We start from the raw sequence: 13,797 nt of genomic DNA on the forward strand, positions 1-13,797 counted from the left end.
AAGACCAGTGTGGGCAAGTTCGACAAGAAGCGGCTACGCGCCCAGTACGCCGACGGCGACCTGGAAGTCACCACCCTCGGTTGAATCCTGCTGCCTGGTGACCGTCCCTCGTCACCACTTCACCATCGGCAGTGGTGACGAGGAGTCGGTCCGCAACCGCCGCGCGGGAAACCGGACCTGGGTGCGGTGAAAACCAAGGCTCGGATAGCGATTCGCCAAGTCGCGGCAGATAGCATGGGAGACCTCGAAGCAGCACAGCCGCCGTTCAGAAATCCGCTCGCTGCCTCGTCTAGTACTCCAGCATCACTTCGTGATGTTGTTGAGTAGCATGTCGTTTCGTGGTGGTTGATTGGGATGTCGATGGGGTGCGTGATGACGCGCGGGCGTACGCGGTCGAGCATCTGGGTGATCCGGACGGTGTGCTGGTCGTCGATGAGACCGGGTTTCTGAAGAAGGGTGTGAAATCTGCTGGGGTGCAACGGCAGTACTCGGGAGCCGCGGGTCGGGTCGAGAATTGTCAGCTCGGTGTGTTCTACGCGTACACGAGCGTGAAGGGACGCACGCTGATCGACCGGGAGTTATATCTGCCCAAGTCGTGGATCGCCGATCGAGACCGGTGCCGCGATGCCGGGGTGCCCGAGGATGTCGAGTTCGCCACGAAACAGGTTCTGGCGTAGCGGATGCTGGCTCGCACGCTGGATGCCGGCGTGCCTGCACGGTGGGTGAGCGCTGACGAGGCATACGGTGGTGATTCGAAGTTCCGCAGGTGGCTCGAGCGGCGGAGGATCGGGTGTGTGGTCGCGGTGTCCAGCAGTGCGCCGGTCGTCATGTCGCTTGCCGGTAGCAGCCGCGTCGGCCAGATCGTGGCCGCCGCGCCCCCGCGAGCATGGAAGCGTCGTAGCTGCGGAGACGGCGCGAAAGGCCTTCGGATGTTCGACTGGGCCGTGGCCACAGTGCCGACCGTGAGCGAGGCCGGACCCGGCTGGGGACGCTGGCTGCTGGCTCGCCGGTCACTGGCTCCCAACGCCAAAGGCGAACTCGAAACGGCCTACTACCTGTGTGGTGCCCCGATCGGCACCAGCGACGACGAGCTCATCCAGGTCGCCGGCGCACGCTGGGCAGTCGAGGACTGCTTCCAGACCGCGAAGACTGAAGTCGGGCTGGACCAATACCAGGTCCGCCGCTTCGACGCCTGGTACCGCCACATCACACTCGCACTGCTGGCACACACATACCTTGCTGTGACAGCCGCCATCTCCCCAAAAGCATTGGCAGCGGCCTCGTTCCACTCACACTCGGCGAGATCAGACGTCTCCTGGCACACCTGACAACTCCGTCACCGAACCTCACCACTGCGTTGCACTGGTCGACCTGGCGCAGAAGACACCAATACCAGGCCAAACAGGCCCACTATCAGCGGCGACACCGATTACATCACGAAGTGATGCTGGAGTACTAAGCTGCCGGTGGCGGCATCGAGTCGATGATGTGGAGTTTACAATCGCTGCGCAAGCGTGATGATGATCTTCTTCATCGTTCGACTATCAATGCGGTGCGATTAAGAACCACCCAGGCATACGAGTCGTTGATCCGGTACGCATCGTAACCCAGGCTGGCGCCGTATCGTCCCACGTCCGACAACACATTCTTACGCTCTTCCAGTTCTGTTCTCCTCGCAGACTTTTCGGGCTCCCTCTCCAACTCTGCGCGGATCGATTCCAGTTCCTCATCTCGTTTTGCGGTCAGGGAGCGTAAATCAGTCTTCAACGCGTCGGGGTGCATCGCCATACGAATCACTCCGCCCGGGTCGGCGCCGCCCGGTTCCCCTGCCCAATGCTCGGCCATCTCCCGGAGCCGAGCCGAATCAGGTTCGCTCGAACCAGGTTCGCGGCCGAAAACGTAAGTACCGCTGCCGAAGGCACCCTGCCCAGGAAAAAGGCTGCCGGTTTTGAATTCCTCTACATCCTGCAGTCTTTTCACGCCCCGGGACATTTCCATCCAACCCGCATCGACAGCCTCGCGCATACCCTTGGCATCCACGAGGCGGGGCAAGCCGTCGAACCCTTGGCGCCGCAGTATCTGCGCCAACGCGCGATCGCCACGCTCATAGCGCAGAGGCCCCTCAATCGCGTGATTGAGCTGACGATAATCGATATCGCTGAGCAGACTACGGTCCGTTTCCCGCGAATCGATCCCCCGGATCCACCGCGCAATCTCTTCGTCGGTTTGTCCGACCCCGGCGACCCGACGAAGTCCGTGACTGAACTCCCTCAGTGGGCGCTCATGAAGTTCGGCTACGCCCCTTGTTACCCCGCGGAGTCTTTGAACCAACTCAGAGATCGCCTTACCCCACAGTGTGATCCTCCGGCCTCGGCGTGGCCACCTTGAATGCCATGGGATCCAACTTTCTATGTCTACGGTCGCGAACACCCTCAGGGATGAGGAACCTCTGCGCCTGTCGATCTACACTCACCAGACAGTGGACACTCGATAGGGTATAGAGCGCCGATCAGGCATTCGCTTATCAGCGAAGCTGCTGCTTCGAAGGCCGGCACCGCTATGCTCTGTGCAGGTCCACAGCTGGGGGCACCCTGACTGCAGCTGTGGCAGTTGTCCCGAAAGCTTTGACTTGTCCGCGAACCGTCCGAATCATTTTGCCTTGATCGCTATCAGGTGACCGAGCGCCCAACACAACTCGATTTCCAGCCCTTCCCGTACCGTGCAGAAAACCAAGGTTCCTCGAAACTCTTCTCGAGAGTGTCGAGAAACTTCAAAACCTTTTAGAGAGAAAACTGTGTCTCCTGTCTTGTCTTCCTTTCCGCGGGATGCGTAACGACTTTCGGCTTCGATCTTATTTATTCGATCTTATTTAGAAGAAAGGAATTGGTAGCGTGTCGACGGACCTGTATCTGGACTCCTCAAGTTATCGCGAGAGCGAACTGATGGCCAGATCGTAGGCGCCTGCCTGCCGTTTCGCAAGCCTCATCGTATTGCTTGAAGGACACGGGCTCGTGAGAGAATTGCTCGGGTCGGTATGCGTACGTGGGCCGAAAAAAGGTACGTATGTCGGCGCGCCTTGGTGGTTACTATCGCAGGCGCAGGCGTACTTCCATTGCGGCGGCTGGGAACAACCATCGAGAGCCGCTGAGGCCGTCCGGGGCACCGACTCTCGATGGGACGGTTCGTCGGTGAGATCTCGGAGGTGTCCGGCCAGCCAGCCTGGGGAGAGTCGGAAGCAGTGCTCACCAAGATGGGATAAGTGTCTTCATCATTGTCGACGATCCGGTCTGCGATGAGTTTCAAATGCACTCGCCACGCGGGCCGAACAATGATGTCGACGCCTCGGCTGCTCGAATGTCTAGGAGTGTAGCTTCCTTTGTGAGGCAACGATGCAGCAGCCGCCAGCTGCTGTTCGCGGGGTGGAATTCCGCAGGGTGTTGCCAAGGGATGCAGGGGCCAACGAGGTTGCGGGTCAGGCGCTGCCGGGTACTTTTCGCGCCGTCGTCGCCCTCTCACCCATCGCAGAGAAGTGCCCGTTACGCCGCGGCACATTGAGCCGACATGTAACGGTACGTTTAATGGTGGAGTCAACGGCGGCGTAGTCCTGATATTTCCAGGCCCGCGAGGTGAAGTCGAATGCGACAGTTCTTGCCGATATTTGATCCAGACGCCCGTGTTCGCTTGTCCAAGGTTTGGGATCCGATGTGCTGGTCGTCGCGGGCCGTACTCCGACGAGGCCGGATCTGGGTCATTGCCACCCACCCGGGGCGCATCGCCGTCCGCCTCATCATCAGCTTGATAATTCTGCTGGTGATCTTGCCTTTGTCGGGTGGTGCTGCGGTTGGGCGCACGGATACGATTGCCGGCGGCAGGAGCACTTCCGCGATCGACGGAGTGGCCTGGACGGATGTCCGCGATTCGTCTGGAATTACGTTGTCGGACTACCTGTTCGCCACCGAAGGTGGAATTCTCAACCCGCGAGGCGCGGCGCTTGCGACCATGCTAGACCTGCTTTTCGCGGTATTCATGGTCACTGCGATCTGGCTGACCGGCTTCGCGGTGAGCTTTCGTTGGCTCGACTGACTATCGCCGAGTTAGCGGAGACGGCGGGCGGTCGTGGCTGGGGCCGAGACGCCTGCTGCCGAATCGATCGAGCAGGCCGCCCGCTGCCTGAATGACGCCTACGCGGATTAGGTCGCCTCGGCCGAACTCCTCGAACTGTCCTACCTGATCACCCACCGCCGCTACTGAATCTCGGTCGACCCGCAGCGACGGGCCCTTCACGCATCGGCGTCGCGTGAGTTGAGTCGGATTTACCGAAAAATCCTGGATTGGACATACCGCTCGGAAATCAGATGGAAATGGACTACGCCCCGTGCGAAGCGGAGTAGCTTTCGGGCATAGGTAGCGTGCGGGGTGTTCTCGAGTTCGTCGACAACGCTAACGATTTCTTTGGCATATCCGGCGATGTTCGTATTGAACTCCTGCATCGACGGTGGTGTTCCGATGAGGAACATATTCATGCGATCGTCGGAGATGCCGTCAGCTGGAGCGAGAAGCTCCTTGTTCAACGATATTCTGTCGTTCGCGTGGATGATGAATAGGATTATGGCAATCATGAGTCTATGGACGTCGGGGTCGGCCCGCGATGCCGTGTAATCCTCGCTATAGACTAGATCGAGCAGAGGAATCTCAGGCTTCAGGAAGATATCGTGGAATCGGTACCCTAGATATGTGTCGATATCCCATGTGTGAATATTTCGGCTGAGAACTCTGGTGATATCGTAACAGGTGAATCCCTGCATTGAGAGATTTTCCAGTGCACGAAAGGCGGGCGGTTCCATGATCTCTTGGAGGTTGCCGAAGGTATCGGACAGCATGCGAGTGAATCGTGGATGATAGCCATTTCCGGAGAACAGATCGGAAATCTTGACATCGAGTGGTTCATGGGGTAGTTCATCGTCGAGGAGATTCCACACGGCGAAAGTAGTCGCGATCCGGTACATGACATCGACATCGTCGCTGTCGTAGATGCTGAAGGCATATTGCGTTCCAACGCCGGCGTGAAAGACCACCGGATTGCCGACGCCGAGATGGTCACCCAACTTCTTGGCCGAAAATCCATAACGCGCCAGAAATTCGACCGACTTCGATTGAACGGTGCGTTGGATCGGGGTCCAAGCGAACCGGCAGTCAGGATCGACGCCGACGGTCAACAGGGCATCGCGGAAGTTGCTGTCCTCAGCGACGAGTCGGGCTGTCTCGGAGTTCGATGGGGAGGGCAGATTCATAACGAGTCCTTGGCGTGAGTTGTCGGTCGGGCATTGCGGCCATATGGCCGCAATGCACAAGAGGGAATCGTCCGCGATTTCTTGTGGTTCTCGGGCTACTGGCCCTGGCAGAGATTCGGCTGCGACCGGGAGACCGCCGCCTCTCGCATCTCTCATGTGCGGGCGGCGAGGCGCATATGCAGGCTGCGGGGGTGCAGGGCTGCTGATCGGGCGATGCGGACGTTGTGACCGGGAAGAGTGTGCAGGCGCCATCGGGTGCTGAGGGTGGCCAGAGTCAGGGTGGCCAGGGTGACGGCGAAAACGTCACCGATACATTTGCGGGGGCCTCCTCCGAACGGGATGAGCGCGGAACCCGACGACTCGGCGTCGGCGGAGCCCCATCGATCGGGATCGAACCGTTCGGGGTCGGAATACAGATCTGGCCGGTGGTGGATCAGATAGGGACTGTAGGCGATGGTGGTGCCCGCGCGGACACGGTGCTCGCCGAGGTCGGTGTCCTCGGTCACCACGCGAGTGACGAACCAGCCCGGCGGATACAGTCTCAGTGTCTCGGTGATGATCCGGCCCGTCACCTGCAGATCGGGCAGGTCGCCGTGCCGGGCAGGGCGACCGGACAGGACGGTGTCGACCTCGCTGTGCAGCCGGTCGGCGATGCCGGGGTGCCGGTCAAGCAGGTACAACACCCATGCCAGGGTGGTTGCGGTGGTTTCAGTGCCGGCCATGAAGAAGGTGATGATCTGGTCGGCTATGTCGGCGTCGGTCAGACCGCAGCCGTCGCCGTCGCGGGCGGCCAGTAGCGCGGAGAGCAGGTCGCCATGGTCGGCGGTGTCGCCGCGGCGGTCGGCGGTGATCTTGTCGAGAAGGGCGTGCAGACGGGCACGGGCACGGGCAAAGGCTCGGTTGCCAGGAGTGGGTAACCTGTCCAGCAGGGGCGGCATCAATGCCCGCCGCATGATGCCGTCGACCAGAGTGCTGACATCCTCGAGCGCGTGAGACAGCAGAGGATCGGGCATCGTGTCGGAGAATAGCGTCGCGGTGGTTACGGCCGACGTGAGTCGCTTCGTTTCGGCGTTGACATCCAAGATTTGCCCATCACGCCAAGAATGGGTGATCGCGGTGATGTGTGCTGTCATGACGTCCGCGTATCCAGGCAAGCGGTCGCGCCCGAACGCGGGCTGCAGCAACCGTCGCTGGCGGCGATGCGCCGAATGCGGACACGTGGTCAGGCCATAACCCATAGCTTCTCTGGCCCGTTCGTAGAGCGGTCCCCCCTTGTCGAAGACACAATCGCGGCGCAAGACCTGTCTGGTCAGATCAGGGTCGCATACCACCACCACCGTAGCCGGGCCCAAGCCGATACGGACCAGATCACCATGCTCGGGCAGCGACTTCAGCAACCGCAGCGGATCGCGCAACAACGGCACAACATGACCGACTAGCGGCAGCGCCCCTGGAGCCGTAGGAATCGGGCTAGCTACCATCGGTCAACTGTAGACCGCCACGAAGCAGCATTAGGCGCAGCCGCTTCTCGAGGTTGGGAATTCGAGATGTCGGCGATGGCGACGATGGGAATCTGCTGAGCATCGCTGACGTATTATTTGATGCTAAAGCGCTCGTACTCACTGCGTCCCGAAGGCGAAGGTGCCACCGAGCTTGATGGCGCCGCCGCGGGAATGCAGCTCCAGCGCCGGTTCGTACTCTGCCGACTGTAGGCGTCGAGGTCAGTAAGTAAAATGCCAGCGCCAGGGCCGCGCTGGGTGACCAGTTGAAGCAGATGAGCACGGACTAGGAGATGGTGCGTATGTCCAGCGATGAGGTGCTCAAGGAGATCGGGCAGTTGAAGAACGTGTTCCGCAGGCCCGAGGCCCGTGGGGCGAGCAGACCCTGCAGGCGTTGGTCGAGGCCTCCGGCATGGCGAACCTGATCAACTTCGACGATCAGCCGACCTTCAACACCGGCGACGGTGCCCAGCGGCCGGACCTGATCGTCGAGATCAGCGGGGATATGGCGGTGGTCGTCGACGCCAAGGCGTCGTTCAACGCGCTCATCGACGCTGCCGACGCGCGCGACGAGGCCGAACAGCAGCAACGGCTCGCGTTGCATGCTAGAAACGTTCGCACCCACATCGACAGGTCGCCGCAAAGAGGTACTGGCTGCTGCCGGACAAGTCGCCGGAGCTCGTGGTGATGTTCGTGCCCTCGGACTCGTTCCTGTACGCCGCGTGGGAACAGGATCGTGGTCTGTGGGACTACACCGCGAACAAGAAGGTCATCCTCGCCACGCCGACTAGTCTGCTGGTGATCTTGCAGTCGGCTGCGGCCGTGTTGCGCTATGACAAGGCAGCGCCCAACCTGCAGTCATTCGTCCGGCGGTGCTTGACGGCTTGTCGGCGTGTCATTAGGTGACCGAGGTCAAAGGCGTCGGCGCGAAAGGCTCCGGTCCCCTTTCGATGACTGCCGAAATTCGCGCGGATGGTGCGTCACTAACGTGGAGGAGGAGTTGGTGGCGACCCGGGTAATCGCGGCCGAGCAGCTTACGCGTCTGTGGGAGTTCCGGAGATCAGCTGCTATAGCCGTGGCTGCTGGCCGTCGCCACGTTCGATGAGCATGGTCAACATGGTGAGATCCGAGATTGTCCGGACGCTGCGGCGGCCAGCTCGCCCTGTATTTCGGCGAACCCGTTGTGCACCTCGCTGAACTGGGTGTTCATCAGATCGCGCAGATCGGTCCGATCTTCATGGACGGCGGTGAATTCAGCCAGGGCGGCTTGGCGGAAGTCGCGGATCTCCGAACAGATCGCGGTCACGTCCCAGTCGGTGCCACCGGCCAGCACCGCCGCCGCAGCGTCCTGCTCGGCGATTTGCAACCGGCCGGTTAGATCACGGACCGGCGCCTCTAGCGCGGCCACATGCGCCTGCAGATCGGCGTCGGCGGCCGCGGCGTAGGCGGATTGGATGAGCCGACGTTGCTTGTGGTGGTGTGGGCCTTCGGAGGTGGCGAGCCCATTGCCGAACAATACGCGGGCCCGGTCGTAGATGCGGCCGTGGGCGAAGCTGTCGGCCTGGGTGCTCAGCACCTGCCGTACCAGGCGTGGCGCGGTGATGACGTATACAGGGTGCCGGCCCACGTCGAGGCGGACGATTCGCCCGCCCCCCGCAGCGGCACTGCGAAAGTCAGAGGGCCGCGCAACAGGTCACCAACGTGGCCCACGATGGGTAACCGTCCCGGAGCGGGCGGTATCGACTGCAAGTCGTTCGATGTTGACAGAACGGCCTTTTCGATGGCCCCGGGAATCACTCCATTCGAGGCAGGTGAAGGGGATGACCCGGATCGCTGGGTGCGGGCGATCGTGGTGGTCCTGATGCGGGTGTCCGGTCTCTCTGTCGGCTGGAGAGGACGTCATCGAAGGTGCCTCTGATGCGTGGACGGTCGAGGTCGTATCGGCGGGTGTGCTGGATCCAGACGAGGTTGGCGTAGGTGTAGGCGCGCAGGTCCTGGGCGAGGCGGGCCGCTTGGGTGGCGGCGTCGGGTGACAGGTCTAGATGTGCGGCGAGATCGGGCAGTTGCCGCTGGAGCTCCAGGAACAGCAGTTGCCGTCGTTCGGCCCGGTGTAGTACGCGGTCAACCGCCTGTTGCAGGGTGCAATCCTCGCTGGCGGCGGTGACGCGTACGACATTGCAGGTTTGGCCGTCAGCGATGTCTTTTTCCAATCCGTACACGTCATTGTGCCAGGCGGTGACGTCGGCGAAGCACCAGACCATCTCCCGAAACAGCAGACTGTCGCGCAATGGGTCGGGGATGTGAAGCTGGGACACTATCTCCAAGACGTCGGCCTGGAAGATCATCGCGATGGTGTTGCGCCGCATCATCATGAAGGTCGCCGCGTCCGGGATGCGCGCGGCGGCATGGTAGCGGTTCTGGAAGGCGATGGCTTGCACGTAATCCAGGAAGTGATCGGTGATGCGACGCCGCCTGCGCGGGCTCAGCCCGGCGGTAAGCTCCGGCCAGTAGTCGGCGAACCCTTTGATCACAGCATTGGGAGTGCCAGCGGGGGTGCCGCCGGACAAGACCGTGCGCATGTCGCGTAATACCGCTGCCATGCGGCGATCACGTTCGCCCCAGTCGAAGTTGTCGTACTGGTCGTCGGCGAGTGATCCCCAACAGAACCATTTCACGCCGATCAGCAGGTGCGCCAGATCCACGGATGGGGTACAAATCCCGTGGTATAAACCGAACTTGAACGATCGCAGGTGAGCCTCCTGGACTGGCGTCGTGAGGAACCCGATCCGCCACAGCCAAGCGATAGTTTCCTCCTCGGCCTGCTCTACGGCGGGATTGACGGGCGGGTAGGGGGGATCGTAGAACCCCTCCACCAGCGCCGACGTGTCGATCATCGGCATCGCGTGCATCCTTGTCAGTCGACAGTGCATCAGTGGCACTGCAGGGTGTAGCCAAGGTGGACACAAAAGCCGCCATAGCCGTCTACTCCTTTCCGGCTTACCTCGGCTAGTGTTCTGCGCCCCGAAATTCGTTCGATATGTCTGGCGAGGGAGTAGCCGATCTCTTCGGCTGTCTTCTTCCAGGCGAACCGACGGGGGCGTTCCAGTGCGTGATCCAGTCCATGACGTCTTTCTCCAGTGCCGCAACACTTTTGTGAACGCCACGTCGGGTGAGTAGATCGGTGGGGTGGCCGAACCAGCGTTCGGCCCGGTGGAGCCAGGACGATCCGGTCGGGGTGAAGTGCACGTGGAACCGGGTGTGACGCGCGAGCCATTCGTTGACGATCGGGGTCTTGTGGGTCGCCAGATTGCCGCAGACCGGATAAACGGCCAATTCGGCGGGTACCGCCTTCTCGCTGCGACAGTGAGACTTTCGATGACCAAGGGCTTCGGTGAGCAGTGTGCACGACACCGGTTGCGTCGGTGCGGTCGGGGAGCTGTCGGCGTTCCGGGAGGAGTTGTATCGGTGCCTGCCCCGGCGGGCACACGCGGTATTTGATGTGGTGGACGCGGTGTTGTGCGTGACTTGCGGCCGCTCCGCATCCGCGGCAACAACCGCGCGGTCCAGATCTGCCACGTGATGACCTCCCCCGCCCCGCCCTTGCGGGTCGCCATCGCGCACGGTTCGCCGTGTCGAGGTCGGGCACATCCAGCATCAGCGCCTCCTCGGCACGCGCCTACTGCCGCGCGGCGAGCACCCCCGCCTCAGCGGGGCGGCTCATCCGCCACCTCAGTCCAAATGCGAAATCCTATCGAGTTCCTGTGCCAGTAATTCCGGCGCGGAAAAGAACGGCGAATGGGCGGTAGGCAGTTCCGCAATTTCGGTAATACCATGCTCCTTGTACATCGCGCGCTGAATCTCTGGCGGATTAATCACATCATGCATCGTGAGGATAGCTGTCCGTCGGACCCGTCCGAAATGGGTGGGGGTGACTTGGACTGGCGTGATGAACGAACCGAGTGGCTCAGGGGTCAGCAGGCGCAGCGCCAAGGCTACATCTTCGGGGGCGCATCCACCATAGAACAATTGAGGTGCTACCGCTAACGGGATGGTGATTGCGTCTGCGGCACTGCCCGCAGTGAAGTCTGGGCTGATTTCGGCAATATTCGGCCCAATCGCCGGATGTGTCATCATCGACTGCCCTCCACTCAAAACGATAGCTGACAGATAGACAAGGGTTTGGATACGGTCGGGACAGCGTTCCGCCACGAGGGTGACGGTCATACCGCCCATCGAGTGCCCCACCAGCACGGCCGGCTCATCCAAGGACAGCAGAACCGACTCGATGGAGGCCGCGTAGTCGTGCAATGTCAACCCTTTTAGTGGGGTTCGGTCGACACCGTGTCCAGGTAAATCCGGGGTAACTACTCGATGCCCTGCGGCCTCTAGCAGGGGAATTACGCGAAACCAACACCAGGCACCGTGAGACCCGCCGTGAACCAAAACGAACGTACTCATAGCGAAGAGCATGCACGGGCGGGGGCGCCTCTTCGATCAAATGTATTCCCGATGTTGGGAATGTATGTGACTGCGTACGTATCTCTCCCATCTTCACAGATGCGCGTCGTCAATTGTGCCGCCATCGCGCTGGTGGCCCAGCCGACTACGAAAAGGTCTGTGATCTCGTGTCCCGCTGGGGAGATCTCTTGCCAGCGGTAAAGCAGGTCGGCAGGCGTACCCGTAGCCGCCTGGGACGCAAGAAACTCCTTCGCTTCGGAGATCGAATCGACAGGAAGGCCGACAAGAATACGTACGTGATTTGGCATTAGTTGCGGATGTCAGCAGCTGCCCGGCTGTAAAACACTTTGTCCAGCCACTGGCTCGGTCCGACTGGTCGGTGCACGTGTCACGTAGGTTGGGTACTCAATTATTATTGGAGAGAGCGCCTTGTCGCTCTGGGGCGACCTATTACAGGGGTTGCGAGCACGGCTGGATTCGCATTCGGTGGCCCCATCGGTGCTGCTGTAGCCGGGGGAGTGGTCTGCGGATTTGAGAACGGATGGGATCCTGAGTCGATACTCGAGGCCACTCCTTTATCGTAAAGGCTGAAATCGCTATTCAAACGGCTGCCGATCTGCTCAGCCGAGGAATTGCCGGAGCCGCCGCCCGAAAGTCGATGATCTACTGACACCCACGGTGGTCGGAACGCTGGGGAGGGTGAGGCGAGTGAGGAGTATAAAAACGTTTGTACTGACGTGGAGGCTCGGCAGATGAAGCTGCTGCAGTTGGATCGTGGAGAAGCGGAGACCTCTGAACGCAGGCCGGGTGGCGCGACATACCCCCGTTGAGTCAGCCAAAAGCCTTTCGGCGACAGGAACCTCAGGAGTCAATCCACCCGGCCTGCTGCAGCACGCTACGGGTAGCTACCCCGACCACGAACCGCTACCGGAGATATAAGTCGGCAACCTCCAGCGAGCTCGTCGGCTGGTTGGCCGGGTCCACTGGACATATCGCTCTGCTAGGAGTGCTCGAAGGCTGGCAGCATGTCGGCTCCGTCTTGGTGAGCGAATTCGCCGCCCGCGCACGCCGCGCGGGCGCGGGCGCGTTGACCGTCACTATTGATACCGAGCCACTCGGCCGCTGAGACCGGCGGCGCTTTGCCCCGTCAAGGCTTCATACCCAGCTGTGTCAACCTGAATCGGCCCCGGCCCGGCGGCTTGGTCTGGCTCCGGGCGGTATGGCCAGGAGTGAGGTGGCACAATCGTTGGGTATGAGTGTTGCGTTTTTCCTTACTTCGCTGGCGATCGTTGCGACTCCCGGCACAGGTGCCATTCTCACCATCACCGCTGGTCTACGCGGTGGGCGGCGGATGGCGGTGATCACGGCGTTCGGGTGCACCATAGGGATCGTGCCTCATCTGGTGGCCGCGGTAACCGGGACAGCCGCGCTGTTAAGGGCGGGCGCTGTCGCTTTCGACGTACTGAAGGTTGCGGGTGTGATCTACCTGTTGTTCGTGGCATGGACGACCTGGCGTGACGCTGGTGTTGTCGCTATAGGCGAGAACGCGCCGACGCGTGCGTGGCGTACCGTCGGTAATGCTGTCCTCGCAAATCTGTTGAACCCGAAGCTGTCGTTGTTCTTCTTCGCGTTTCTCCCACAGTTCATCTCGCCGCAACAAGCGGTGTTACCGCAGATGGTGCTTCTCAGTGGGGTCTTCATGGCGTTGACGTTCGTTGTGTTCGTGGGGTATGGGATGTTCGCCAGCGCCATGCGCCATCACGTGATCACGAAACCCCGATTCGTTCGACGGCTTCAGCGTGCCTTCTCGCTCAGCTACCTCGGTATCGGAGTGAAGCTCGCGACTGTTCACCAATGAGCATGCTAGGTGCTTCCCAGGAGAACATCAGTACCCATGGTCGTCACGCCCGTAGGCGGAATCGGCGGTCATCCATCCGGCGATCACACGCGCGGCCGGTGCCCGACCGATCATCACCTCGGCCAACCGTGGCTTGGTCAAACTGCTCGGGCTCGGCGGTTCTCGGGCACACCGGCGTCCCTCGTTCAACGCCGTTTCGAGAACGGTCTTGATTCCGAGATGAGTTTGTCGGTGTCCTTGATCTGTTCTATGGGCCTTACTGCGCGACGGGCGCGAGTTCACCCTCGAAGCCCCGCCCAGCTCGCTCCTGCGGCTTGACACGGTCATTAGAGTCCTTCCCGCTGACCATCCGGTCGGCGAATCAGGCCGCAAACACCGTCAAATCCACAGTCCCGTCCGCCACCGGATCCCATTGGTGCACTGCCTTTTTCGTCCCTTGGGCGGGCGGCCCCGGGTTCAGCCAGGAGATGGATCTGATCGCGGTGAACCAACACGACTCCTGCTCACGCGGCCCGTGCCTCTCTGACTGGCCTACGTATGTATCTTTGCCGCAGTGACGGATGTCTGAACCGGTTGCTTTCTCGCACAATATGGATGGGACTGCCCCCGGTTTGGTTGACTCCTGATCTGTGAGGATGCGTCCTCGCGGTGGAAGGATGACCACCATGCCCAAGCCCTATCCCGAGGAGTT

At 61.2% G+C, this 13,797-nt stretch carries 10 protein-coding genes and 2 pseudogenes; 5 read left to right on the forward strand and 7 right to left on the reverse strand.

Translation table 11 applies throughout. From position 1 onward, the window contains the following. Positions 1-338 precede the first annotated feature (338 nt). Together ACIA5H_RS36880 and ACIA5H_RS36885 are read left to right on the forward strand one after the other, a co-directional pair. Positions 339-677: a transposase gene (locus ACIA5H_RS36880; protein WP_397080920.1), complete on the forward strand. Its 339-nt coding sequence runs from the start codon at positions 339-341 to the stop codon at positions 675-677. A gap of 285 nt (positions 678-962) precedes the next feature. Continuing rightward, positions 963-1,328, forward strand: a complete 366-nt coding sequence (locus ACIA5H_RS36885; protein ID WP_397080922.1) for a hypothetical protein — start codon at positions 963-965, stop codon at positions 1,326-1,328. Positions 1,329-1,530: 202 nt separating this feature from the next. Here ACIA5H_RS36885 and ACIA5H_RS36890 read toward each other — a convergent pair whose 3' ends face one another. Then, a complete protein-coding gene (locus ACIA5H_RS36890) occupies positions 1,531-2,088 on the reverse strand; it encodes a hypothetical protein (protein WP_397080924.1) in 558 nt (185 codons plus the stop codon). A 1,548-nt stretch (positions 2,089-3,636) separates the two neighbouring features. Here ACIA5H_RS36890 and ACIA5H_RS36895 point away from each other — a divergent pair. Beyond that, positions 3,637-4,083, forward strand: coding sequence for a hypothetical protein (locus ACIA5H_RS36895; RefSeq protein WP_397080926.1), 447 nt, complete (start codon positions 3,637-3,639; stop codon positions 4,081-4,083). Between the two features lie 230 nt (positions 4,084-4,313). On the opposite strand, the gene ACIA5H_RS36900 is transcribed toward ACIA5H_RS36895, so the two are convergent. After that, positions 4,314-5,291, reverse strand: coding sequence for a hypothetical protein (locus tag ACIA5H_RS36900; protein WP_397080928.1), 978 nt, complete (start codon positions 5,289-5,291; stop codon positions 4,314-4,316). Between the two features lie 152 nt (positions 5,292-5,443). Next, positions 5,444-6,772: a cytochrome P450 gene (locus ACIA5H_RS36905; RefSeq protein ID WP_397080930.1), complete on the reverse strand. Its 1,329-nt coding sequence runs from the start codon at positions 6,770-6,772 to the stop codon at positions 5,444-5,446. Between the two features lie 430 nt (positions 6,773-7,202). Between ACIA5H_RS36905 and ACIA5H_RS36910 the strand changes: the two are divergent. Then, a pseudogene (locus tag ACIA5H_RS36910) lies at positions 7,203-7,696 on the forward strand (DNA recombination protein RmuC). Positions 7,697-7,901: 205 nt separating this feature from the next. On the opposite strand, the pseudogene ACIA5H_RS36915 reads toward ACIA5H_RS36910, so the two are convergent. From ACIA5H_RS36915 to ACIA5H_RS36930, 4 genes and pseudogenes are all read right to left on the reverse strand, one after another. After that, positions 7,902-8,450, reverse strand: a pseudogene (locus ACIA5H_RS36915) (cytochrome P450); the annotation flags it as partial. A 133-nt stretch (positions 8,451-8,583) separates the two neighbouring features. Then, positions 8,584-9,690, reverse strand: a complete 1,107-nt coding sequence (locus tag ACIA5H_RS36920) for a terpene synthase family protein (RefSeq protein WP_364439615.1) — start codon at positions 9,688-9,690, stop codon at positions 8,584-8,586. Positions 9,691-9,796: 106 nt separating this feature from the next. Continuing rightward, positions 9,797-10,366, reverse strand: a complete 570-nt coding sequence (locus tag ACIA5H_RS36925) for a hypothetical protein (protein WP_364439618.1) — start codon at positions 10,364-10,366, stop codon at positions 9,797-9,799. Positions 10,367-10,519: 153 nt separating this feature from the next. Continuing rightward, positions 10,520-11,260, reverse strand: a complete 741-nt coding sequence (locus ACIA5H_RS36930; RefSeq protein ID WP_364439621.1) for an alpha/beta fold hydrolase — start codon at positions 11,258-11,260, stop codon at positions 10,520-10,522. 1,240 nt (positions 11,261-12,500) lie between these two features. Between ACIA5H_RS36930 and ACIA5H_RS36935 the strand changes: the two genes are divergently transcribed. Continuing rightward, positions 12,501-13,106: a LysE family translocator gene (locus ACIA5H_RS36935; RefSeq protein WP_364439624.1), complete on the forward strand. Its 606-nt coding sequence runs from the start codon at positions 12,501-12,503 to the stop codon at positions 13,104-13,106. Positions 13,107-13,797: the final 691 nt, after the last annotated feature.

The sequence above is a fragment of the Nocardia sp. NPDC051900 genome, assembly GCF_044452545.1.
Lineage (GTDB): Bacteria > Actinomycetota > Actinomycetes > Mycobacteriales > Mycobacteriaceae > Nocardia > Nocardia sichangensis.